At 72.8% G+C, this 22026-nt stretch carries 20 protein-coding genes; 6 read left to right on the top strand and 14 right to left on the bottom strand.

The features are described 5' to 3' along the window. Positions 1-2: 2 nt before the first annotated feature. The 3 genes from ACWH4W_RS27165 to ACWH4W_RS27175 all read right to left on the bottom strand — a co-directional run bounded on the left by ACWH4W_RS27165 (position 3) and on the right by ACWH4W_RS27175 (position 2336). Positions 3-500: a GNAT family N-acetyltransferase gene (locus ACWH4W_RS27165; protein ID WP_473079275.1), complete on the bottom strand. Its 498-nt coding sequence runs from the start codon at positions 498-500 to the stop codon at positions 3-5. 57 nt (positions 501-557) lie between these two features. Continuing rightward, positions 558-1088 (bottom strand): sigma-70 family RNA polymerase sigma factor, encoded by a 531-nt coding sequence (locus tag ACWH4W_RS27170; RefSeq protein ID WP_473078459.1) that lies wholly within the window; start codon positions 1086-1088, stop codon positions 558-560. A 75-nt stretch (positions 1089-1163) separates the two neighbouring features. After that, complete coding sequence (locus tag ACWH4W_RS27175) at positions 1164-2336, bottom strand: glycerophosphodiester phosphodiesterase (RefSeq protein WP_473078460.1); 1173 nt, start codon at positions 2334-2336, stop codon at positions 1164-1166. A gap of 410 nt (positions 2337-2746) precedes the next feature. On the opposite strand from ACWH4W_RS27175, the gene ACWH4W_RS27180 reads away from it, so the two are divergent. Beyond that, positions 2747-3421 (top strand): lysophospholipid acyltransferase family protein, encoded by a 675-nt coding sequence (locus tag ACWH4W_RS27180; RefSeq protein ID WP_473078461.1) that lies wholly within the window; start codon positions 2747-2749, stop codon positions 3419-3421. Positions 3422-3542: 121 nt separating this feature from the next. Here ACWH4W_RS27180 and ACWH4W_RS27185 read toward each other — a convergent pair whose 3' ends face one another. The 5 genes from ACWH4W_RS27185 to ACWH4W_RS27205 all read right to left on the bottom strand — a co-directional run bounded on the left by ACWH4W_RS27185 (position 3543) and on the right by ACWH4W_RS27205 (position 9698). Next, positions 3543-5063: an MFS transporter gene (locus ACWH4W_RS27185; protein ID WP_473078462.1), complete on the bottom strand. Its 1521-nt coding sequence runs from the start codon at positions 5061-5063 to the stop codon at positions 3543-3545. Further along, positions 5060-5647 (bottom strand): TetR/AcrR family transcriptional regulator, encoded by a 588-nt coding sequence (locus tag ACWH4W_RS27190; protein WP_473078463.1) that lies wholly within the window; start codon positions 5645-5647, stop codon positions 5060-5062. Before ACWH4W_RS27190 ends, ACWH4W_RS27185 begins: the two co-directional genes overlap by 4 nt. Before the next feature lie 84 nt (positions 5648-5731). Continuing rightward, the gene (locus ACWH4W_RS27195) at positions 5732-6703 is read right to left on the bottom strand and encodes an aldo/keto reductase (RefSeq protein ID WP_473078464.1); all 972 of its coding nucleotides are present in this window, start codon (positions 6701-6703) and stop codon (positions 5732-5734) included. Positions 6704-6968: 265 nt separating this feature from the next. After that, positions 6969-8399, bottom strand: coding sequence for an argininosuccinate lyase (gene argH / locus ACWH4W_RS27200; RefSeq protein WP_473078465.1), 1431 nt, complete (start codon positions 8397-8399; stop codon positions 6969-6971). Between the two features lie 105 nt (positions 8400-8504). After that, positions 8505-9698, bottom strand: a complete 1194-nt coding sequence (locus ACWH4W_RS27205) for an argininosuccinate synthase (protein ID WP_473078466.1) — start codon at positions 9696-9698, stop codon at positions 8505-8507. Between the two features lie 298 nt (positions 9699-9996). On the opposite strand from ACWH4W_RS27205, the gene ACWH4W_RS27210 reads away from it, so the two are divergent. The 4 genes from ACWH4W_RS27210 to ACWH4W_RS27225 all read left to right on the top strand — a co-directional run bounded on the left by ACWH4W_RS27210 (position 9997) and on the right by ACWH4W_RS27225 (position 13852). After that, entirely contained in the window at positions 9997-10584 is a 588-nt protein-coding gene (locus tag ACWH4W_RS27210; RefSeq protein ID WP_473078467.1) for a pyridoxamine 5'-phosphate oxidase family protein, read from the top strand. 286 nt (positions 10585-10870) lie between these two features. Continuing rightward, a complete protein-coding gene (locus ACWH4W_RS27215; RefSeq protein WP_473078468.1) occupies positions 10871-12253 on the top strand; it encodes a ferredoxin reductase family protein in 1383 nt (460 codons plus the stop codon). Between the two features lie 53 nt (positions 12254-12306). Continuing rightward, positions 12307-13059 carry an FMN-binding protein gene (locus tag ACWH4W_RS27220; protein WP_473078469.1) on the top strand — a complete coding sequence of 251 codons (753 nt, stop codon included), beginning with the start codon at positions 12307-12309 and terminating at the stop codon, positions 13057-13059. Between the two features lie 55 nt (positions 13060-13114). Then, on the top strand, positions 13115-13852 hold the full coding sequence (locus ACWH4W_RS27225) for an FAD:protein FMN transferase (protein WP_473079276.1): 738 nt from the start codon (positions 13115-13117) through the stop codon (positions 13850-13852). A gap of 79 nt (positions 13853-13931) precedes the next feature. Here ACWH4W_RS27225 and ACWH4W_RS27230 read toward each other — a convergent pair whose 3' ends face one another. The 6 genes from ACWH4W_RS27230 to ACWH4W_RS27255 all read right to left on the bottom strand — a co-directional run bounded on the left by ACWH4W_RS27230 (position 13932) and on the right by ACWH4W_RS27255 (position 20456). Continuing rightward, on the bottom strand, positions 13932-14504 hold the full coding sequence (locus ACWH4W_RS27230; RefSeq protein ID WP_473078470.1) for an arginine repressor: 573 nt from the start codon (positions 14502-14504) through the stop codon (positions 13932-13934). Between the two features lie 7 nt (positions 14505-14511). After that, positions 14512-15717, bottom strand: a complete 1206-nt coding sequence (locus tag ACWH4W_RS27235; protein ID WP_473078471.1) for an acetylornithine transaminase — start codon at positions 15715-15717, stop codon at positions 14512-14514. Next, positions 15714-16616: an acetylglutamate kinase gene (gene argB / locus ACWH4W_RS27240; protein ID WP_106415058.1), complete on the bottom strand. Its 903-nt coding sequence runs from the start codon at positions 16614-16616 to the stop codon at positions 15714-15716. The genes ACWH4W_RS27235 and argB overlap by 4 nt, the downstream gene beginning before the upstream one ends. Then, complete coding sequence (gene argJ, locus ACWH4W_RS27245; RefSeq protein ID WP_473078472.1) at positions 16613-17764, bottom strand: bifunctional glutamate N-acetyltransferase/amino-acid acetyltransferase ArgJ; 1152 nt, start codon at positions 17762-17764, stop codon at positions 16613-16615. Before argJ ends, argB begins: the two co-directional genes overlap by 4 nt. Before the next feature lie 112 nt (positions 17765-17876). After that, positions 17877-18905 carry an N-acetyl-gamma-glutamyl-phosphate reductase gene (argC, locus tag ACWH4W_RS27250; RefSeq protein WP_473078473.1) on the bottom strand — a complete coding sequence of 343 codons (1029 nt, stop codon included), beginning with the start codon at positions 18903-18905 and terminating at the stop codon, positions 17877-17879. Positions 18906-19415: 510 nt separating this feature from the next. Then, positions 19416-20456, bottom strand: coding sequence for a LacI family DNA-binding transcriptional regulator (locus ACWH4W_RS27255; RefSeq protein ID WP_473078474.1), 1041 nt, complete (start codon positions 20454-20456; stop codon positions 19416-19418). A 221-nt stretch (positions 20457-20677) separates the two neighbouring features. On the opposite strand from ACWH4W_RS27255, the gene ACWH4W_RS27260 reads away from it, so the two are divergent. Continuing rightward, positions 20678-21976 carry an ABC transporter substrate-binding protein gene (locus ACWH4W_RS27260; RefSeq protein WP_473078475.1) on the top strand — a complete coding sequence of 433 codons (1299 nt, stop codon included), beginning with the start codon at positions 20678-20680 and terminating at the stop codon, positions 21974-21976. The last annotated feature ends 50 nt before the right edge of the window (positions 21977-22026 follow it).

The following is a 22026-nucleotide window of genomic DNA, read 5'->3' on the forward strand; positions in this document are numbered from 1 at the left end:
GGTCAGGCGGTCGTCGCGTAGGTCTCCGTCTTCTTCTCCAGCACGATCATCGGTACGCCGTCGGCGCCGCGGGACGTGCCCACGCGCTGGTAGCCGACCTTGCTGTAGAGGCGGAGGTTGCTCTCGCTGCGGTGACCGGCGTGCAGCCGGAAGGTGCGGGCGCCGCGCTCGCCGGCGAGCGCGGACTCGGCCGCCCTGAGCAGCCGGGCGCCGATGCCGTGGCCCTGGAGGCGGGGGTGGACGCAGAGCTTGCCGATCGCGGCGGCGCCGTCCTCGGTGATCCTGCCGTGTACCGAGCCGACGATCTCGTCGCCGAGGCGGGCCACGAACACGCAGTCCCCCGCGACCTCTTCGCGGACCGAGTCCAGGGTCTGGACCAGGGGATCGATGCGGTAGTTGCCGTAGAGGGCCGCTTCGCTCTGGAAGCACAGGTACTGCAACCTGAAGATCTGCTCCGCGTCCTGCTCGGCCGCCGCAGAGATGGTCACGCTCATGCCCATGTGCGCATGCCTCCCGCTCACCTGATCACCTGTCGTCCCCCACTCCTATCCCCGTCCTCAGCGCGCCGCAACCTCCGCCGCGAGTAAACGACGCAGACATCCCAGGCATCTGGAACGTTCCGGGCCGAGACTGCCCTGTGAGATACCCAACTCCCCTGCGATTTCCCGGTATGTCGGATCGCTCGGGGACAACAGCGCGGCGAGCAGACCGGGGCAGCGGCCGGGGAGCCGGCGCACGGCGTCGCGCAGGGCGCGGCGGCGGGCGGCGAGGAGCGCGAGCCGTTCCGGGTCGTGCCGGTCCGCGTCGGCGGGTTCGCGGGTCAGCGCCGTCTCGCGGCGGGCCGTGCGACGGATCCGGCGGGCCTCCGCGCGGACGGCCCGGCGCAGCCACAGCGGCGGGTCGGGCGGCGGTCCGTCGCGGTGGAGCCGCTCGAGCAGCCGGAGCCACACCGTCTGTTCCAGGTCGCCCGGTTCGGCGCCGCTGCCGGACGCCTCGGCGGCGGCCTCCGCGGCGAGCAGCGGGCCGAGCAGGGCGATCAGGTCGTGGGCGGAGAGCGGGTCGTGCGCGGGGGGCGGGTCGGTTCTCACACGCGCAACGACCCGTGCGCCCCGGGCGGGGTTGCCCGGGGCGCACGTGCCTCACCCCTTCCGGGGCGGGGCGGATCAGCGGTTGACGAAGTCCTCGCGGGCCAGCAGGCCGGTGTCCGGGTGGTCGGTGAAGACGCCGTCGATGCCGGTGGCGAAGTAGGCGCGGTAGGCGCCGAAGACGTCGCCGTAGGCGTCGGGGTCGGCGCCCTCGCGGAACTCCGCGGGCAGGAACGGGTTCTCGTTGCGCAGGGTGTAGGGGTGCAGGATCAGGCCCGCGCGGTGGGCGTCGCGGACCAGGGTGGTGGGCTCGGTGAGCCGGCCCGCCGCGTCGCGCGGGACGACCAGGTCGAGGGTGGGACCGATGCCCTGCGCGTAGGAGGCGATCTCCTTCAGGCCCTTCGGCGTGATCAGGTCGTCGACGGTGCGCGGATCGCCGGCCTCGGTGAAGTCCCAGGGGCGGGTGCCCGCCGCGCCGAGCAGGACGACGAGCGGGTTGCCGACCAGTCCGTTCAGCCGCTCGACGGCCGTCGGCTCGAACGACTGCAGGATGACGGGTGAGTTCCTGCGGTCCTTGCCGTGCCGGCGCAGCAGTTTCGCCACCCGCTCCTCCAGGCCGAGGCCGAGCGCGCGGAAGTAGGTGGGGTGCTTGAGCTCGGGGTAGATCCACACCTGCTTGCCGCGTGTCCGGGTCTGCTCGTCCTGCCAGCGCAGCACCTCCTCGAAGGTGGGGATCTCCCAGCGGCCGTCGTACAGCGTGTTGTGCGGGCGGTTGGCCGGGATGCGCTCCACGGCGCGCAGCCGCTTCAGCTCGGCGAGCGTGAAGTCCTCGGTGAACCAGCCGGTGACCCGGACGCCGTCCAGCGTCTTGGTGGTGCGGCGGCCGGCGAACTCGGGGTGGTCGGCGACGTCGGTGGTGCCGCCGATCTCCGGCTCGTGCCGGCAGACGAGGTGACCGTCCTTGGTGGGGACGAGGTCGCCGGCCTCGACGATGTCCGCGCCCATGTCGAGGGCGAGCTGGTACGAGCCGAGGGTGTGCTCGGGCCGGTAGCCGCTGGCGCCCCGGTGGCCGATGATCGTCGGCACGGGCAGGCTGCCCAGGCCCCGGCCGCGTCCGTGCCCGGCGCCCTGGGCCGCCCGGGCCGTGCCGCCGAGTCCGAGGACGGTCCCGCCCGCGCCGAGGACCGCCGCCCCGAGCAGGGCCCGCCGGCCGGCCCCGCTCGCCTGTCCGTTCGACTCCCGTGTCGCCATGAACGCCTCCTGTGTCGGCTCGTTCGGTGCGGGCCGATCGTAGGTGCGCTCGGTTGACGCACGGGAGACCGCGAGCCGAACACACGGGTGGTGTCGCATGACGTACGCCCTCCTGCGGATGACGTACGTCTGCCGTGTTCGGGCGGCGGTGTGACGGCGCGTCCGGTTCGTTCCGGCGGAGCCGGGGTACCCGGGCGGAGCGCGGGCCGGGCGAGTTCCGTCACAGCGTGACGGCCGTGTCGCGCGCCGCCCGCGGGCGCGGCCGCGCAGGTGAACCCGGGTCAAGAGACCGTAAGACCTCGGTCGCCCGCCACATGCCGACGTGCGCGACTCACCGGACCGCGAGTAATGTCCTCACCTGCACAGACTCATACCGCATTCGTCGACGTCCGCTTCCACCGGAGGGTCCGTTGTCCCGCTTCGCGCTCATCAAGGCAGCGCTCGGTCCGATCATGCGCCTGATGTTCCGCCCACGGGTGGAGGGCGCGGAGCACATCCCGGGCGACGGTCCGGTGATCCTGGCCGGCAACCACCTCACCTTCATCGACTCGATGATCCTGCCGCTCGTCTGCGACCGGCAGGTCTTCTTCATCGGCAAGGACGAGTACGTCACCGGCAAGGGCCTCAAGGGGCGGCTGATGGCGTGGTTCTTCACCGGCGTCGGCATGATCCCGGTCGACCGCGACGGCGGCCGGGGCGGGGTGGCCGCGCTGATGACCGGGCGCCGGGTGCTGGAGGAGGGCAACGTCTTCGGGATCTACCCGGAGGGCACCCGCTCCCCCGACGGCCGCCTGTACCGCGGCCGCACCGGCATCGCCCGGCTCACGCTGATGACCGGCGCGCCGGTGGTGCCGTTCGCCATGATCGGCACGGACAAGCTGCAGCCGGGCGGCGCGGGTCTGCCCCGGCCGGGGCGGGTCACCGTGCGGTTCGGCGAGGCGATGGAGTTCTCCCGCTACGAGGGCATGGACCGCGACCGGTACGTGCTGCGGGCGGTCACCGACTCGGTGATGGCGGAGGTCATGCGGCTGTCGGGGCAGGAGTACGTGGACATGTACGCGAGCAAGGCGAAGGAAGCGGCGTAGTTCCCGGCGGGGCCGGCGTCCCTTTTCCGGCGGGAGCCGGCGGAGTCTCTCCGCCGGCTCCCGCCGCGTTCGGGGTTCCGTGCGGGTGAGTGGGGCTTGTCGCGCAGTTCCCCGCGCCCCTTCAGGAGTTGTCCAGCTGTTGGTCCTTCAGCATCAGCCACGCCGCCGCCGAGGCCGCCAGGAGGATCGCCGCTCCTGCTCCCGCTGCCAGGGTGAGGCCGTTCACGAAGGCCTCGCGGGCTGCGTCGAGCATGGGCTCCGCGGCGGGGGCGGGCAGGTGCGTCGCCGCTTCCACCGCGCCGCCCAGGGACTCGTGGGCGGCTGCCGGGGTGCCCGGTGGGGCGGGGAAGTCGCGGTAGACGCCGGTGACGATGGAGCCGAGTACGGCGATGCCCAGGGCCGCGCCCAGTTCGTACGCCGTCTCGGAGACGGCGGAGGCCGCGCCGGCCTGTTCCTTCGGGACGCTGGAGAGGATCACGTCCGCGGTCACCGTGAACGAGAAGCCCGCGCCCGCACCGACGACCAGCAGGGCCGCCCCGAGCAGGGGGTACCCGGTGGACTGGCCGATGACGGTGAGGGCGGCCAGGGACAGGCCGATGGCCGCCAGCCCCCCGGCGACGACCGAGCGCACCGAGAAGCGGCGGGCGGCCCGGCCGGCGACCAGGCCGGCCGCCACCGCGCCGATCGCGGCGGGGAGTTCCGCGAGGCCGGCCTCGAACGGGCGCCTTCCCTGGACCAGTTGGAAGTACTGGGAGAGGAAGAAGACGAGTCCGGACAGGCCGAGGACGGTGAGCAGGTCGGCCAGCACCGCGCCGCTGAACCCTCGGCTGCGGAACAGCCGCATGTCCAGGAGGGGCTTCGGGAGGACGAACTGGCGGCGGACGAACAGGTACAGGGCCGCCGTGCCCAGCAGGCCCGCGGTCAGGGCGGACGCGCCGAACCCGTGGCTCGCGGTCTCCTTCACCGCGTAGACCACGCCGATCATGCCGGCCAGCGACAGGGCCACGCTCGTCAGGTCCCACGGGCCGGGCTCCGGCGTGCGGGACTCCGGCAGCAGCTTGATGCCGACGATCACGAGGACCGCCATGACCGGCAGGTTGATCAGGAAGACCGAGCCCCACCAGAAGTGTTCGAGCAGCAGCCCGCCGAGGACCGGGCCGACCGCCGTGCCCGCGGAGGCGGTCGCGCCCCAGATGCCGATGGCGAGGCTGCGCTCGCGCGGGTCGTGGAAGAGGTTGCGGATCAGGGCGAGGGTGGCCGGCATCAGCGTGGCCCCTGCGACGCCGAGCAGGGCACGCGCCGCGATCATCACCTCGGGCGTGTGCGCGTAGGCGTTGAGCACGGAGATCACGCCGAACGCGGCGGCGCCGTACAGCAGGATCCGCTTGCGGCCGATGCGGTCGCCGAGGCTGCCCATCGACACGAGGAGTCCGGCGAGCACGAACGAGTAGACGTCGCCGATCCACAGCAGTTGGGAGCCGGTGGGCGCGAGGTCCTCGCTGATGTAGGGGGTGGCGAGGCCGAGGACGGTCGCGTCGACGGCCACCAGCAGGACGGCGAGCACGAGGACCGACAGGGCGAGCCAGCGGCCGGGGCGGCGCACCTCCTCGGCCACGGTCTGCGGCCCTATGGGGCTGGTCATGATTCCTTCCTGGCCGCCGGCGCTTCCGGCGTCGCCGGTTCCTGCGGGCGTCGTACGCCGCCGAGCAGCAGCTCGACGATCATGTGGGTGAAGTCCTTGGGGGCGACCCTGCCGTCGGCGACCGCCCAGGCGGCGGAGGCGAGCAGGCCGTAGAGGGCCTCGGTGAGCCAGGCCGGGGTGAGGTCGATGCGGAACTCGCCGCTCGACTGACCGCGCCGGAACAGGTCCGCGATGCTCTCGTCGATCCTGGCCCAGCCCTCGTTCTGCTCCTCGCCCTCGAACAGCTCGTTCTCGGAGTAGAGGAAGGAGAGCAGGCCCGCCTGCGGTTCGATCCCGGCGACCAGGCGCCGCACGGCGTCGGTGGCGGGCCCCTCGTCGATGCGGGCAGCGGCGAGGGCGGCCTCGCACTCGGCGATGCCCAGTGCCTCGAGGGCGCGGACCAGCGCGTCCCGGCCGGCGAACTGCCGGTGCAGGGTGGCGCGGCTGATCCCGGCCGCCCTGGCGACCTCGTCCATGGTCGCGGTGGATCTACGGGACAGCAGGGCGGCTGCGCTGCGCAGCACGTGGTCTCGGTCGACAGCCATGAGATGACGGTACCCCATGTGAGACATTGATGTCTCACATGGGGTATGGATGTCTCACGGCTGCGACGTCACGCGGCGTCGGGCTCAGTGCCAGGGCAGGCTGCCGCGGTGCTGCCAGTACGCCTCGGGGTTCTCGGCCAGCGGGGCCAGGCGGGCGAGCTGGTCGTCGGTGAGGTCGACGGCCGCGGCGTGCAGGTTGGAGGCCAGCTGGACGACCGTCGCCGCGCCGGACAGGACGACGCCCGCCCACGGCCGGCGCAGGACCGCGGCGAGGGCGACCGCGTCGCAGCCGAGGCCCGCCTCCTCCGCGACGGCGCGCAGCGGCTCGGGGGCGTGCGGTCCGGCCAGGCGGCCGTTGGCCATGCCCTCCTTGACGATCACCGTGAGTCCGGCGTCATGGGCCTCGGCCAGCGCGGGGCCGACGGAGGTCTCCAGGATGTTGTAGGTGGACTGCACCGTGTGGAAGAGGGGTTCGCCGTCGACGGTGACGGCGAGGGCCGCGCGGACGGCGTCCGCCTGGCGGGGGCCGCTGGTGGAGAAGCCGACGGTGAGGCCCTGCGCCGCCGCCTCGGCGAGCCGGGCGTGCAGGTCCTTGTCGGTGAGGGCGGGGCTGTCCGGGGTGACCGAGTGGATCTGGTAGAGGTCGAGGCGGTCGCCGAGGATCGCGTCGGACTCGGCGCGCTGGCGTTCGTACGCGGCGAGGGAGTGGTCCTTGACCTCGTGGCGCTCGGCGTCGGTGGTCCAGCCGGCCGTGTAGGTGTAGCCCCACTTGCTGCCGACGACCACGTCGGTGGCGTCGGGGCGGTTCCTCAGCCAGTCCGCGAGGAACTCCTCGCTGCGGCCGTAGGAGCGGGCCGCGTCGACGTAGCGCACGCCTTGGGCGTAGGCGGCGTCGAGGAGTTCGTGGGTGCGGGTGCGGAGGGTTTCGACGCTGCGGTCGTCGCCGAGGTCGGCCTCCCGGCCGAGGGTGAGGTAGCCGGGGCGGCCGACCGCGGCGAGGCCGAGGCCGAGGTGGGCGGTGGGGGTGGTGGCGGTGGCCAGGCGGGCGAAGGGCATCTCGGCTCCGTCGGTCGGCTGCGGTGTGGCTGTGCCAACGTAACCCGGGATGTGGATGCGCCACGCCTTGCGGCGGGGGCGGCCGCGGGGGGCGGGTGCGGGTACGCGGGGGGCGGGTGCGGGTACGCGGGGGGCGGGTGCGGGTACGCGGGGGGGGGCGTTCGCGCAGTTCCCCGCGCCCCTGGTGGGGGTGCCTCCGTGGCACGGCACGTGCGGCGCCGTCAGGGCTTGGCGCGCCGTTCCCCGCGTCCCCGAGGAAGCTGCCCTACTGCTTCTTCGCCGTGGCCCACTTGTGCTGGAGGGCCACGTTCTCCTTCACCTCCGCCAGCTGGACCGCCACCGCGCTGGGGGCCGTGCCGCCTCGGCCGTCGCGGGAGGCCAGGGCGCCGGGGACGTCGAGGACCGTGCGGACCTCCGGGGTGAGGTGGGCGGAGATCTTCGCGAACTGCTCGTCGGTCAGCTCGTCCAGCTCCTTGCCCTCCGCCTCGGCGACCTTGACGCACTCGCCGGCGACCTCGTGCGCGACGCGGAAGGGCACACCCTGCCGGACCAGCCACTCGGCGATGTCGGTGGCGAGGGAGAAGCCGGCCGGGGCCAGTTCCTCCATGCGCTCGCGGTGCACGGTGAGGGTGGCCATCATCCCGGTGAAGGCGGGCAGCAGGATCTCGAGCTGGTCGATGGAGTCGAAGACCGGCTCCTTGTCCTCCTGGAGGTCGCGGTTGTACGCGAGCGGGAGGGCCTTGAGGGTGGCCATCAGGCCGGTGAGGTTGCCGATCAGGCGGCCGGACTTGCCGCGCGCCAGCTCGGCGATGTCCGGGTTCTTCTTCTGCGGCATGATCGACGAGCCCGTGGAGAAGGCGTCGTGCAGGGTCACGAAGGAGAACTCCTTCGTGTTCCAGATGATGACCTCCTCGGCGATCCGGGAGACGTTCACACCGATCATCGCGGTGATGAAGGCGAACTCGGCGACGAAGTCCCGGGAGGCCGTGCCGTCGATGGAGTTGGCGGCGCTGCCGTGCTCGAAGCCGAGGTCCTCGGCGACCGCCTCGGGGTCCAGGCCCAGGGAGGAGCCCGCGAGGGCGCCGGAGCCGTAGGGGGAGACGGCGGTGCGCTCGTCCCACTGGCGCAGCCGCTCGGCGTCCCGGGAGAGGGACTGGACGTGGGCGAGGACGTGGTGGGCGAAGAGCACCGGCTGGGCGTGCTGGAGGTGGGTGCGGCCGGGCATCGCCACGTCCGGGTGGGCCTCGGCGAGCCCGATCAGCGCGTCCTGGAGGTCGGCGACGAGGCCGCCGATGATCCGGGCGTGGTCGCGCAGGTACATCCGGAAGAGGGTGGCGACCTGGTCGTTGCGGGACCGTCCGGCGCGCAGCTTGCCGCCGAGGTCGGGGCCGAGCCGCTCCAGCAGGCCGCGCTCGAGGGCGGTGTGGACGTCCTCGTCGGCGATGGTGCCGGTGAAGGCGCCGGAGGCGACGTCGTCCTCGAGCCGGTCGAGGCCGTCGAGCATGCGGGTCAGCTCGTCCTCGGTGAGCAGGCCCGCCGTGTGCAGTACGCGCGCGTGGGCGCGGGAACCGGCGATGTCGTAGGAGGCGAGCCGCCAGTCGAAGTGGACGGACGCGGACAGTTTCGCCAGGGCCTCGGCGGGACCGTCGGCGAAACGGCCGCCCCAGAGCCGGACGTCACCGCTGTTGCTGCTCACTTGCGTGCTCCTCGGGGGTTCCGGATGTGCCGCCGCCTCCCCACGGGCGTGTGAGGAGGCGGCTGTCAGGACAGTGCGTGTGAGGGGTCGCCAGGCGCTGTGCGCTCAGGCGAGGTCGCGCTTGGCCGCGATCTTCGACGACAGGCTGTAGATGTCGATGAAGCCCTTGGCCGCGGCCTGGTCGAAGGTGTCGCCGGTGTCGTAGGTGGCCAGGTTGAAGTCGTACAGCGACGACTGCGAGCGCCGGCCGGTGACGACGGCCCGGCCGCCGTGCAGGGTCATCCGGATGTCTCCGTTGACGTGCTGGTTGGCCTCGGCGATGAAGCCGTCGAGGGCGCGCTTCAGCGGGGAGAACCACTGGCCGTCGTAGACCAGCTCGCCCCAGCGCTGCTCGACCTGCCGCTTGTAGCGGGCCAGCTCGCGCTCGACCGTGACGTTCTCCAGCTCCTGGTGGGCGGTGATCAGGGCGATCGCGCCGGGGGCCTCGTAGACCTCGCGGGACTTGATGCCGACGAGGCGGTCCTCGACCATGTCGATCCGGCCCACGCCCTGGGCGCCGGCGCGCTCGTTGAGCTGCTGGATCGCCTGGAGGACGGTGACGGCCCTGCCGTCGACGGCGACCGGGACGCCCTCCTTGAAGGTGATGATCACCTCGTCGGGCTCCCGGGCCACGGCCGGGTTCTGGGTGTACTCGTAGACGTCCTCGATGGGCGCGTTCCAGATGTCCTCGAGGAAGCCGGTCTCGACGGCGCGCCCGAAGACGTTCTGGTCGATGGAGTACGGGGACTTCTTGGTGGTGGCGATCGGCAGGCCCTTGGCCTCGCAGAAGGCGATGGCCTTGTCGCGGGTCATCGCGTAGTCGCGGACCGGGGCGATGCACTTGAGATCGGGGGCGAGGGCGACGATGCCGGCCTCGAAGCGGACCTGGTCGTTGCCCTTGCCGGTGCAGCCGTGGGCGACGGTGGTGGCGCCGTGCTTCTGCGCGGCGGCGACGAGGTGCTTGACGATCGTCGGCCGGGACAGCGCGGAGACCAGCGGGTAGCGGTCCATGTAGAGGGCGTTGGCCTTGATCGCCGGAAGGCAGTACTCCTCGGCGAACTCGTCCTTGGCGTCCGCGACCTCGGCCTCGACGGCACCGCAGGCGAGCGCGCGCTTGCGGATGACGTCCAGGTCCTCGCCGCCCTGGCCGACGTCGACCGCAACGGCGATGACCTCGGCGCCCGTCTCCTCGGCGATCCAGCCGATGGCGACGGAGGTGTCCAGACCGCCTGAGTAGGCGAGTACGACGCGCTCGGTCACGGGGTTTCTCCTCACAGTGCATTCGCTGACATGCATGAGTATGCAGGAGTCCGCATGATTCGTCAATCCGCCTGTTCGCGGGGGTCCGCCAGGACCCCCGCCGCACCGCTTCCGCGTGAAAGGTGAACGCGGGGGACCGCTTGCGCGTACGACTCACCGGGCACAGGCGCTGTGGCCGCCCCGCACACACGCCGGCCGGGACGGCCACAGCTCTCCCCGCTTCCCCCCTCCCGCCCCTCCGGACGGACCTCGTCAAATACTTAGACAGACGAAAGGTCTGCCCGGATAATCGGTGGACATGGGAAAAACGTATGAGCGCATCGGCGGGCGGCTCCGCACCTTCATCGAGGAGCAGCCCCTCTTCTTCACCGCCACCGCCCCCCTGTCCGCCGACGGCACGGTCAACCTCTCCCCCAAGGGGCTCAAGGGATCCTTCGCGGTCCTCGACGAGCTCACCGTCGCCTACCTCGACTTCGCGGGATCCAACGCCGAGACCATCGCCCACCTCCGCGAGAACGGCCGGATCACCCTGATGTGGTGCGCCTTCCAGGGACCGCCGACCATCGTGCGCGTGCACGGCCGCGGGGAGCCCGTGTTCCGTGACGACCCGCGGTTCACGGAGCTGCTCGCCCGCTTCCCCTCCATCGACCCGTGGACCCACGGCCTGCGCGCGGTCGTGGTCGTGCGGGCCGAGCTGATCCGCGACACCTGCGGGTACGCCGTGCCCTTCATGGCCTACGAGGGCGAGCGGGACCTGCACGAGAAGCGGTTCGCCAGGGAGGACGACGCCTCCCTCGACGCGTACTTCACCAAGAAGGAGCACGTCGCGACCAGCCTGGACGGGCTTCCCGGGCTGCCGTTGCCGCTGCCCCCGTCCGGCATGTGAGCCGGCCGGGCCGAGCGCCTGATCACCTGCCGCGCGGTACGCCCACGCCCCGGCGGTGGACTTCGCCCACCACCGCCCGGTGCGTGACCGTGCCGAAGAGCGCGACGCGGCAGATCCTGCGCCGGGCCGGCCCCGTGCGGGCCCCCCACCTCGCGATCGGCGCGACCCGGCGGGCGCACCGCGACCGCCCGCTGCCGAAACGGGCGGCGGATCCACGGTTCCCGCTGAACGCCCCGGCGTGGCGGCACGTATGTGAGGGCCAAGGGCCGAGTCCCACGGAGGAACCGTGACCACCACGCTCGCCGGCGGCCGTGCCGCCCGCCGCCAGACGATGCGCCGCATCCGTCCGCGCCGCTCCCCCGCCGTGCCGCTGCTGCTCGCCGTGGCCGCGGGCGCGGTGGCCGTGCTGTGGCTGTGGTGGACCAGCACACCGTCCATCGCGGACACCACCGGGAGGATCATCGCCGCCGGCCGGATCACCGGCCTGCTCGCCGGATACCTGATGGCCCTGGTCGTGCTGCAGATGGCACGGGTGCCCGCCCTGGAACGGCGGGTGGGCTCGGACCGGGTCGCCCGCTGGCACGCGATGAGCGGCCGCTACACCGTCAGCCTGGTGATCGCCCACGTCTTCCTGATCATGTGGGGCTACGCCCGGCAGGCCGGCCGGACCCTCGCCGACATCGTGTCGCAGACGATCACCTCCGTCACCACGCTGCCGGACATGGGCAAGGCCGCCCTCGGCACCGGCCTGCTGTTCGTGATCGCCTTGCTGTCGGTGGGCCCGGTCCGGCGCCGGCTGCCGTACGACGGCTGGTACCACGTGCACCTGCTGACGTACGCGGCGGTGTTCCTGACGTTCTGGCACCAGATCGCCGCCGGCAACGAGTTCGCCGTCACCCCGTCCGCGAAGACCTTCTGGTACGGGCTCTACGGCGCCGTGACCGTGCTGGTCCTGTGGTACCGGATCATCACCCCGATCCGGCTGAACCTGCGGCACCGGATGCGGGTCCGGGCGGTGGTCGAGGAGACGCCGGGCGTCGTGTCGGTGCTGATCGGCGGACGCAGGCTGCACCGGATGGGCGCGGAGGCCGGGCAGTTCTTCCGCTGGCGGTTCCTGGCGCCCGGGATGCGGTTCAGCTCCCACCCGTACTCGCTGTCCGCGGCGCCCCGCCCGGACATGCTGCGGATCACCGTCAAGGCGATCGGCGACCACAGCACCCGGCTGCGCGAGCTGGAGCCCGGCACCCGGGTGTGGGCGGAGGGCCCGTACGGGGCGCTGACCGCGCAGCGCCGCAGCCGCGGCAAGGTGCTGCTGGTCGCGGGCGGGGTGGGCATCACCCCGATGCGCGCCCTGTTCGAGACGCTGCCCGGCGCCTCCGGGGACATCACCCTGCTGTACCGGGCCAACAGCACGCAGGACCTGGCGCTGTGGGGCGAGCTGGCGAAGATCGCCGACGAGCGGGGCGCCCGCCTGATGTACGCGGTGAACAGCCCCGGCGGGGAGCGTCCGGACATCTCGGCGGAGAGCCTGCGGCGCAAGATCCCGGACGTCGACCGCCACGACGTCTTCCTGTGCGGGCCGCCCGGATTCGCCCGGCAGGTGTACGCGGCCCTGCGCGACGCGGGGGTCCCCGCGCGCCGTATCCACCACGAGTCGTTCGAGATGTGAGCGGCGGGCCGTCGGCCCCGGTCGCCCGTTACCCGTCAGGAGCCTGAGAAGCGATGAGGAAGAGTCACCCCGTCCGGCGTGCCGTTCTGGCGACCGCCGCCACCGTGTCCGGGATCGTGCTGCTGCTGTCGCTGAAACCCGCGTCCGACCCGGGGGCGGCCGCGGCCGCGGGCGGCGCCCCGCCCGCGGCGGAGTCCGTGCAGGGCGGCGCCCGGCCCATCGGGGACGGCACGGTCACCGGTGACGCGGTGCGGACCCGGTACGGGGCGGTGCAGGTGCGGCTGACCGTCAGCGGCGGCAGGATCACCCGGGCCGAAGCCGTCCAGGCCCCCCGGGGCGGCCGGAGCGACCAGATCACCTCCACCGCCGTGCCCAGGCTCAACCAGGCGGCGGTGGCCGCCCAGAGCGCCGAGATCGACGCCGTCTCCGGCGCGACGTACACCAGCGTCGGGTACCAGCGGTCCCTCCAGTCGGCGCTGGACAAGGCGCGCGCCGCCGGGCCCGCCGACGCGGGGGGCGGCGGCGCGGCCGAGGCGCGGACGGTCACGGGCGAGGTCGCGCGGACCCAGTACGGCCCGGTGCAGGTACGGATCACCGTCAGCGGCGGCAGGATCACCCGGGCCGAAGCCGTCCAGGCCCCCCGGGGCGGCCGGAGCGACCAGATCACCTCCACCGCCGTGCCCAGGCTCAACCAGGCGGCGGTACAGGCGCAGGGCGCGGACATCGACGCCGTGTCGGGCGCCACCTACACCAGCGACGGCTACCAGCAGTCCCTCCAGTCGGCCCTGGACGGGGCCGGTGGCTGACGCGGTGACGGAACCCGTTGAGGCGCCCGCCGCGGTGCGTCAGGTGGTGGAGACGATGGGGACCGTCTTCTCCCTCGACGTCCGCGGCGGGGAACCCGGCGCGGTGCGCGCGGCGCTGGAGGCGGCCGCGGCCGGACTGCGCCGGGTGGACGAGGTCTTCAGCACCTACCGCGAGGACAGCCAGATCTCCCGGCTGGCACGCGGCGAGCTGGACGCCGGTGCGTGCGATCCCGAGGTCGCCGAGGTGCTGGAGCTGGCCGCGGAGGCGGAACGGATCAGCGAGGGCTGGTTCAGCGCGCGGTACCGGGGGCGGCTCGACCCGACCGGGATCGTCAAGGGCTGGGCCACCGAGCGCGCGGCGCGGCGGCTCCTGGCGGCGGGGGCCTCGGGGGTGAGCGTCAACGGCGGCGGCGACGTCCAGCTGCTCGGCTCACCCGGTACGGGCCGGCCCTGGCGGGTCGGGGTGTCGGACCCGCTGCGTCCGGGCGGCCTCGCCGCGGTGGTCTCCGCGGCCGGGGCGCGGGAGCTGGCGGTGGCGACGTCCGGGACCGCGGAGCGCGGCGACCACATCGTGGACCCGCGCACGGGCCGCCCCGCGGTGACCGACCTGGTCGCGGTGACGGTGGTCGCCCCCCGCCTGACCTGGGCGGACTGCTGGGCCACGGCGGCCTTCGCGAGGGGCTCGCGGGAGGGCCTGCGCTGGCTGGACTCCCTGCCCGACGCGGAGGGCCTCCTGATCACCGCGGGCGACGAGGTCCGCTGCACCGGCGACCTCGCCGACTGGCTGGGCTGACCGGCGCCCCGCGAGGGGCGCGGGAACCGCGCGACCGGTCCCCTCGGACCCGCACCCGGCAGCGGACCGAAGCGCCCCCTCACTGCCCGTTCTGAGCCAGCCGCAGCATGTGATCGGCGAGCGCCTGCCCACCCGTGGGCTCCCTGCTGATCAGCAGCAGCGTGTCGTCCCCGGCGATGGTGCCGAGGATGTCGTGCAGCTCGGCCTGGTCGATCGCGGACGCGAGGAACTGCGCGGCCCCCGGAGGCGTCCGCAGCACGACCAGGTTCGCGGAGGCCTCCGCGGAGATCAGCAGCTCCTGCGAGAGCCTGCGCATCCGCTCCTCCTTGGCGGACTCCCCCAAGGGCGCGCGCGGCGTGCGGAACCCCCCCTCGCTCGGCACCGCGTAGATCAGGTCCCCGTCGTTGTTGCGGATCTTCACCGCGTTCAGCTCGTCGAGGTCGCGGGAGAGCGTCGCCTGGGTGACGCTCAGCCCGTCGTCGGCGAGCAGCTTCGCGAGCTGGCTCTGGGACCGCACCGGCTGCCGGTTGAGGATGTCCACGATCCGGCGGTGGCGCGCGGTGCGGGTCTGCGGCACGGCGGGCCCGGCCTGCGCGGTCTGACCGCCCTGCCCCGCCTGCCCGGCCGTACGCCCCTGGTCCTGCTGGCTCATCGTCGTCTCATTCTCCGGCTCGTCCTTCCCCGTCCGCGCGTCCGGCGGCGTCCAGGATGCCGGGCAGCGCCCCGAGGAGCGCGGCCACCGCGTCGTCCCCGAGGTTCAGCGGCGGCATCAGCCGGACGACGTCGGGGGCGGCGGCGTTCACGAGGAACCCGGCGTCCTGAGCCGCCTGTTGCGCCTGGGGCGCGAGCGGCTCGGTGAGCACGATACCCAGGAGCAGGCCCGCTCCCCGGACGTGGTCGATCAAGGCGTGCCCGAGGCCCTCGATCCCCTCGCGGAGCTTCTCACCCTGCCGTTTGGCGTTCTCCAGCAGTCCCTCGCCGGCGATGGTGTCGAGCACCGCGAGGCCGGCGGCGCAGGCGACCGGGTTGCCGCCGAAGGTCGTGCCGTGGTGGCCGGGCTGGAGGAGCTGGGCCGCGCGGCCGAAGGCGACGGTGGCGCCGAGCGGCAGTCCGCCGCCGAGCTGCTTGGCGAGGGTGACGACGTCCGGCAGCACGCCCTCGTGGGCCTGGTACGCGAACCAGTCGCCGGTCCGGCCGACACCGGTCTGCACCTCGTCGAGCACGAGCAGCGCGCCCTTGGCGGCCGTGATGGCGCGGGCCGCCTTGAGGTAGCCGGCGGGCGGGACCACGACACCCCGTTCGCCCTGTATGGGTTCGAGGACGACCAGGGCCGTGTCCTCGGTGACGGCCGCGTCCAGCGCCTGGGCGTCCCCGAACGGCACGTGGGTGACGTCGCCGGGCAGCGGCAGGAACGGCTCCCGCTTGCCGGCCTGCCCGGTGAGCGCGAGGGCGCCCATGGTGCGGCCGTGGAAGGCGCCCTCGGTGGCGACGACGTGGGTGCGGCCGGTGAGGCGGCCGATCTTGAAGGCGGCCTCGTTGGCCTCGGCTCCGGAGTTGCAGAAGAAGACCCTGCCGTCCCGGCCGAAGAGCTGCAGCAGCCGCTCGGCCAGGGCCACGGTCGGCTCGGCGAGGAAGAGGTTGGAGATGTGGCCGAGGGAGGAGATCTGCCGGGTGACGGCCTCGACGATCGCCGGGTGGCCGTGGCCGAGGGCGTTGGTGGCGATGCCGCCGACGAAGTCGAGGTACTCCGTGCCGTCGGCGTCCCAGAGCCGCTGGCCCTCGCCGCGCACGAGGGGGAGGCGGGGCGTGCCGTAGTTGTTCATCAGCGCGCCCTGCCAGCGGGCGGTCAGTTCCGCGTTGCTCACGACTCCCCCTGTTCGTCGGGCACGACCATGGTGCCGATGCCCTCGTCCGTGAAGATCTCCAGCAGGATCGAGTGCTGGACCCGGCCGTCGATGACGCGGGCGGTGGTCACGCCGTTGCGCACGGCGTGCAGGCAGCCCTCCATCTTGGGCACCATGCCCGAGGACAGCTCCGGCAGGAGCTTCTCGAGCTGGGACGCGGTGAGACGGCTGATCACCTCGTCGCTGTGGGGCCAGTCCTCGTAGAGGCCCTCGACGTCCGTGAGGACCATGAGGGTTTCGGCGCCCAGAGCAGCAGCGAGTGCCGCAGCCGCCGTATCAGCATTGACGTTGTAGACATGGTGGTCGTCCTGGCTGCGGGCGATCGAGGAGACGACCGGGATGCGGCCGTCGGCGAGCAGGGCCTCGATCGCGCCCGTGTCGATCTCGGTGATCTCGCCCACCCGCCCGATGTCGACCGCTTCTCCGTCGATCCGGGGCCGGTGCTTGGTGGCGGTGAGGGTGTGCGCGTCCTCGCCGGTGAGGCCGACGGCGAGCGGGCCGTGCCGGTTGAGCAGTCCGACCAGCTCCCGCTGGACCTGTCCGGCGAGCACCATGCGCACGACGTCCATGGCGTCCTCGGTGGTGACGCGCAGGCCGGCCTTGAACTCGCTGACGATGCCGTGGGTCTCGAGCGCGCGGCTGATCTGCGGACCGCCGCCGTGCACGACGACGGGTTTCAGTCCGGCGTGCCGCAGGAAGACGACGTCCTGGGCGAACGCGGCCTTCAGGTCCTCGTCGACCATGGCGTTGCCGCCGAACTTGATGACGACGGTCCTGCCGTGGTGCCGGGTCAGCCAGGGCAGCGCCTCGATGAGGATCTGCGCCTTGGGCAGCGCGGTGTGCTTGCGGGTGACGGTCATGAGGAATAGGCGCTGTTCTCGTGGACGTAGTCGGCGGTGAGGTCGTTGGTCCAGATGGTGGCGGTGGCGTCGCCGGCGGCCAGGTCGGCGACGATGTGCACCTCGCGGTAGCGCATGTCGACCTGGTCGCGGTCCTCGCCGACGCCGCCGTTCTTGCACACCCAGACGCCGTTGATGGCGACGTTGAGCCGGTCGGGCTCGAAGGCGGCCTGCGTGGTGCCGATGGCGGAGAGGACGCGGCCCCAGTTGGGGTCCTCGCCGTGGACGGCGCACTTCAGGAGGTTGTTGCGGGCGATGGAGCGGCCCACCTCGACGGCGTCGTCCTCGGTGGCGGCGCCCACCACCTCGACCTTGATGTCCTTGCTGGCGCCCTCGGCGTCGCGGATGAGCTGCTGCCCGAGGTCGTCGCACACCTGCCGTACGGCCTCGGCGAAGTCGTCGTACTCCGGGGTGACTTCGGAGGCGCCGGAGGCGAGCAGCAGCACGGTGTCGTTGGTGGACATGCAGCCGTCGGAGTCGACGCGGTCGAAGGTGACCCGGGTGGCGGCGCGCAGCGCCCGGTCCAGGGTCTCGCTGTCGACGTCGGCGTCGGTGGTGAGGACGACGAGCATGGTGGCGAGGCCGGGGGCGAGCATGCCCGCGCCCTTGGCCATGCCGCCGACGGTCCAGCCTCCCCCGGACACGACGGACGTCTTGTGGACGGTGTCCGTGGTCTTGATGGCGATGGCGGCCTTCTCGCCGCCGTGCTCCGAGAGCTGGGCGACGGCGGTGCCGACACCCGGGAGCAGCTTGTCCATGGGGAGCAGGACGCCGATGAGGCCGGTGGAGCAGACGGCGATCTCGCCCGCGCCGACGCCCAGCAGCTCGGCGGCCTTCTCGGCGGTGGCGTGGGTGTCCTGGAAGCCCTTGGGGCCGGTGCAGGCGTTGGCGCCGCCGGAGTTGAGGACGACCGCGGACAACTGCCCGCTCTTGAGGACCTGTTCGGACCAGAGCACGGGCGCGGCCTTGACGCGGTTGGAGGTGAAGACGCCGGCGGCGGCGCGCCGGGGGCCGTTGTTGACCACGAGGGCCAGGTCGGGGTTGCCGTTCTCCTTGATCCCGGCGGCGATGCCCGCCGCCGTGAATCCCTTCGCTGCCGTCACACTCACTGTGTCTCCTCGTTCGCCCCGCCGCGGTAGCGGCTGATGTCACGACCGCCCGTGCAGTGCGGAGGTGCGGGCATCGTGGTCGTCTGCGGCCCGGCGGCTGCACGTGCGTCGCTCACGGCGCGACTCCGATCGTCGTCAGCCCGGTGGTCTCGTCGAGCCCCAGGGCGATGTTCATGCTCTGGACGGCACCCCCCGCGGTGCCCTTGGTGAGGTTGTCGATGGCGCTGATCGCGACGACCCGGCCGGCGGCGGCGTCGTGGGCCACCTGCACCTGCACGGCGTTGGAGCCGTACACGGAGGCGGTGGCGGGCCACTGTCCCTCGGGGAGGAGGCGCACGAACGGTTCGTCGGCGAACGCCTTCTCGTAGGCGGCGCGCACGGACTCGGCGGTGACACCGGGCCTGGCCTTCACGGAGCAGGTGGCGAGGATGCCGCGGGGCATCGGCGCCAGGGTGGGCGTGAAGGAGACGGTGACGCGCTCGCCGGCCGCCGCGCTGAGGTTCTGGATCATCTCGGGGGTGTGCCGGTGCCCGCCGCCCACGCCGTACGGGGACATGGAGCCCATGACCTCGCTGCCCAGCAGGTGCGGCTTGGCCGCCTTGCCCGCGCCGGAGGTGCCGGACGCGGCGACGACCACGGCCTCGGCCTCGGCGAGTCCCGCGGCGTAGGCCGGGAACAGGGCGAGGGAGACGGCGGTGGGGTAGCAACCGGGCACCGCGACGCGCTTGGACCCCTCCAGCGCGGCGCGGGCACCCGGCAGTTCGGGCAGGCCGTAGGGCCAGGTGCCGGCGTGCGGGGAGCCGTAGAAGGCCTCCCAGTCGGCGGCGTCCTTCAGCCGGAAGTCGGCACCCATGTCGATCACCAGCACCTCGTCGCCGAGCTGCTCGGCGACGGCGGCGGACCGGCCGTGCGGCAGCGCGAGGAAGACGACGTCGTGCCCGGCGAGCGCCTCGGGGGCGGTCGGCTCCAGCACCCGGTCGGCCAGCGGCGCCAGATGCGGCTGGAGCGCGCCGAGGCGCTGTCCGGCGTTGGAGTTCCCGGTCAGGGCGCCGATCTCGACCCCGGGGTGGGTCAGGAGCAGACGCAGCAGCTCACCGCCCGCGTACCCGCTCGCTCCGGCCACCGCCGCACGTACCGCCATGGAAAAACCCTCCTCCTGGATGGCATGACTATACGTTTCTCTGCACGTTTATGCAACGGGTGCCGGGATCGACGGGAGGTGCCGGGCCGGCGGAGGCGGACCCGGGCGGGGCGGGACGGGACCGCCCGGGGGACGGCTGCCCCGTCGTCGGCCGGGCAGTCCTCCACGATGTCGGACGGGGAGTCCGCCGCCCGGTGGTCCGCAGGCGTGCCGCACTCGGGTGCGTACGCCGGAGAGCGAGTCCCCCGCGGCCGCACGGATGTCGTCCGCATGCGCTCGTCGTGCCGCGGGGGAAGCCTGGGCACCCCCGCGTGGCGGTGCTTCCGGAGGGCCGGAACGGCGGGGGCGGGACGCCCTCGGCAGCCCCCCTCGCCGCGCGGACCCCTGGGAGCCGGACGACGTCAGGACCGCCGGCGGGGCGGTCCGGGGACGGCGGTCGCACCGGCCCCGCGGACATCCGGCCCCGCCCGGGCGGGCGGCTCCCGCCCGGTACGGAAAGGGCCGCGAGGGTCAGCGGGCGCCACCGGCGCCGCGGGGCGGCGCGGTGCTCGACCGGACGACGAGGCGCGGCTCCACCGACTTCGGCTCCGACAGGGCGCCCGGAGCCGCGATGGACCGCAGCAGATGCGTCACCGCCAGCGCCCCCATCTCCGCGAACGGCTGTGCCACGGTGGTGAGCGGCGGCCAGCTGTACTCGGCGAGCTCGATGTTGTCCACGCCCACCACCGAGATGTCCTCGGGGACCCGCCGACCCGTCTCGTGCAGCGCCTTGATCACCCCGAAGGCCATCTCGTCGCTGGCGACGAAGACGGCGGTCACGTCGGGGATGCGCCCCAGCACGAGACCGTTGCGGTACCCCGACGCGGGAGACCAGTCGCCCTCCAGCGCGGGAGGCACGGAGCGCCCGGCCTCCTCGAGGGTGTCGCGCCAGCCGTCACGCCTGCTGGCGGCCTCCAGCCACTCCTCGGGACCGGTCACGTGCCACACCGAGTCGTGCCCGAGGTCGAGCAGGTGCTGTGTGGCCAGACGCGCCGCGAGCGCCTGGTCGACGGCCACCACCTCGGTCGCGGAGGTGCGGGACCCGTCGATCGTGACGGTGGGGACCGACGCGGTCAGCTGCTCGATCCGGCGGCTGGTGTGGATGAGCGGCACGGCCAGGACGACGCCCTCGACGTCCTGGTCGGCCAGCCGGGACAGCGCGTCCTCGATGGCGGACGTGTCGAGCGACGAGGTCGTGACGGCGTTGACGGCGTACCCGGCCGCCCTGGCCGCGTTCTCGATGCCCGAGGTGATGAGCCCGCCCGAGTAGTAGTGGGTGCGCAGCGTCACCACACCGATGGTGCGGCTGCGGCCCGAGGACAGCACCCGGGCGGCGTTGTTGCGCCGGTACCCCAGCTCCTCCACGGCGGCCATGACCTTGGCGCGCGTGTGCTCCTGGACGTTCGGATGGCCCGAGAGCACTCGGGACACCGTCTGCGCGGACACCCCGGCGGCTCGCGCCACGTCCGCCATCCCGGGTGGCCGCTTCGCGTCGGCACTCTGCTTCACCATGGGTCCTTCCTCGTGGCCGTGGCCCCCGATGATATCGCTCACAGGATCAGTCGGCGCTGCGCGAGAAGACTCCGCCGATTTCTTGCTTGTGAACCGTTGGCATCGATAACAACTTCTGCCATAGTTCGAGCCGTCGACGGTCGCTTCGCCCATGCCGCACGCCGCCCGCTCCATGAACGCGTGACGGTCGCCCCTTGCCTCATCTCCCTGGAAGAGGAGTCATGAAGAGATCAATCACCCGGTCCGCCGGAATCATCGGCACTCTGGCCCTGGCCCTGACGGCCACCGCATGCGGTGGATCGGACTCGGATCCGGCCTCCTCGTCCGGCAAGGCATCGATAACATTCTGGGGCTGGGCCCCGGGTTACGAGGACGCGGTCAAGGCGTTCAACCGGAGCCACCCGGACATCAAGGTCACGTACCAGTCGGTGCAGCCGGGAGCCAAGGGCGGCTACCAGAAGATGCTGAACGCCGTCAAAGCGGGCAACGCCCCCTGCCTGGCCCAGGTCGGCTACGAGACGCTCCCCAGTTTCGCCGCCCAGGGGGCCCTGCTGGACGTCACCGAGCACGCCTCCGGGGCCGAGGGCGACTTCCAGGAGGCGGCCTGGAAGTCGGTGACCCTCGGCGACCAGGTCTACGGAGCGCCCGTGGACACCGGACCGATGGTGATGTTCTACAACAAGGAGGTCTTCGACTCGCTCGACCTCGCGCCTCCGGCCACCTGGGCCGAGTACGAGGAGGCGGCCGGGAAGATCCACGCCTCCGATCCCAAGCGGTACATCACGTCGCCGTACATGGACTACGACTACGCGGGCCTCGCCTGGCAGGCGGACGCCGGCTGGTTCGGGATCAAGGACGACGCCTGGCAGGTGACCATGGCCTCGGAGGCCAACCGGAAGGTCGCCGACCACTGGCAGGGGCTGGTGGACAAGGGCCTGGTCAGCAGCGCCCCGATGTACGACCAGGCCTGGTACACCGGCCTCGGCAACGGGAACATCGCCACCGTCGTGGGCGCGGTGTGGCAGGCCGGCGTCATCAAGGGCGGCGCGGCGCAGGGGGCGGGCAAGTGGGCGGTGGCCCCCATGCCGCAGTGGACCGAGGGGGGCGAGCAGGTCGGCAACGCCGGGGGCTCCGCCACCGCCGTCCTCGCCGGCTGCGACGCGCCGGAGGCGGCCTGGACGTTCGCGCACTGGCTCAGCACCGACCGGAAGGCGTTCGGTGACCTCGTCGACAAGGCCGCGCTCTACCCGGCGGCCAAGGACCTGCTCGACCTCCCCCAGCTGAGCGGGGCGGACGAGTACTTCGGCGGACAGAAGATCTACGACGTCGTCGCCGAGGCGTCCCCGCGCGTCAACCCCTCCTGGACCTGGGGCCCGATGATGACCAAGACCTCGGCCGACCTCAACGACGGCCTCGGCAAGGCGTGGGCGGGCGAGGGCACGCTCGCCGAAGCCCTGAGGAGCGCGCAGCGGGCGACGGTGGGCGAGATGAAGAAGCAGGGCATGGAGGTCGCCGGGTAACCGGCCCGCCGCACCGACGAGACGACGAGCCCGCCCGGTCCACCGCGCAC

This window comes from Streptomyces sp. DSM 120436, from assembly GCF_055778765.1.

Bases quoted from the DNA above. Each gene is read 5' to 3' on its own strand.
- ACWH4W_RS27165 (WP_473079275.1), bottom strand. From the start codon at position 500: ATGGGCATGAGCGTGACCATCTCTGCGGCGGCCGAGCAGGACGCGGAG.
- ACWH4W_RS27175 (WP_473078460.1), bottom strand. From the start codon at position 2,336: ATGGCGACACGGGAGTCGAACGGACAGGCGAGCGGGGCCGGCCGGCGG.
- ACWH4W_RS27185 (WP_473078462.1), bottom strand. From the start codon at position 5,063: ATGACCAGCCCCATAGGGCCGCAGACCGTGGCCGAGGAGGTGCGCCGC.
- ACWH4W_RS27190 (WP_473078463.1), bottom strand. From the start codon at position 5,647: ATGGCTGTCGACCGAGACCACGTGCTGCGCAGCGCAGCCGCCCTGCTG.
- ACWH4W_RS27195 (WP_473078464.1), bottom strand. From the start codon at position 6,703: ATGCCCTTCGCCCGCCTGGCCACCGCCACCACCCCCACCGCCCACCTC.
- ACWH4W_RS27210 (WP_473078467.1), top strand. From the start codon at position 9,997: ATGGGAAAAACGTATGAGCGCATCGGCGGGCGGCTCCGCACCTTCATC.
- ACWH4W_RS27220 (WP_473078469.1), top strand. From the start codon at position 12,307: ATGAGGAAGAGTCACCCCGTCCGGCGTGCCGTTCTGGCGACCGCCGCC.
- ACWH4W_RS27225 (WP_473079276.1), top strand. From the start codon at position 13,115: ATGGGGACCGTCTTCTCCCTCGACGTCCGCGGCGGGGAACCCGGCGCG.
- ACWH4W_RS27230 (WP_473078470.1), bottom strand. From the start codon at position 14,504: ATGAGCCAGCAGGACCAGGGGCGTACGGCCGGGCAGGCGGGGCAGGGC.
- argB (WP_106415058.1), bottom strand. From the start codon at position 16,616: ATGACCGTCACCCGCAAGCACACCGCGCTGCCCAAGGCGCAGATCCTC.
- argC (WP_473078473.1), bottom strand. From the start codon at position 18,905: ATGGCGGTACGTGCGGCGGTGGCCGGAGCGAGCGGGTACGCGGGCGGT.
- ACWH4W_RS27255 (WP_473078474.1), bottom strand. From the start codon at position 20,456: ATGGTGAAGCAGAGTGCCGACGCGAAGCGGCCACCCGGGATGGCGGAC.
- ACWH4W_RS27260 (WP_473078475.1), top strand. From the start codon at position 20,678: ATGAAGAGATCAATCACCCGGTCCGCCGGAATCATCGGCACTCTGGCC.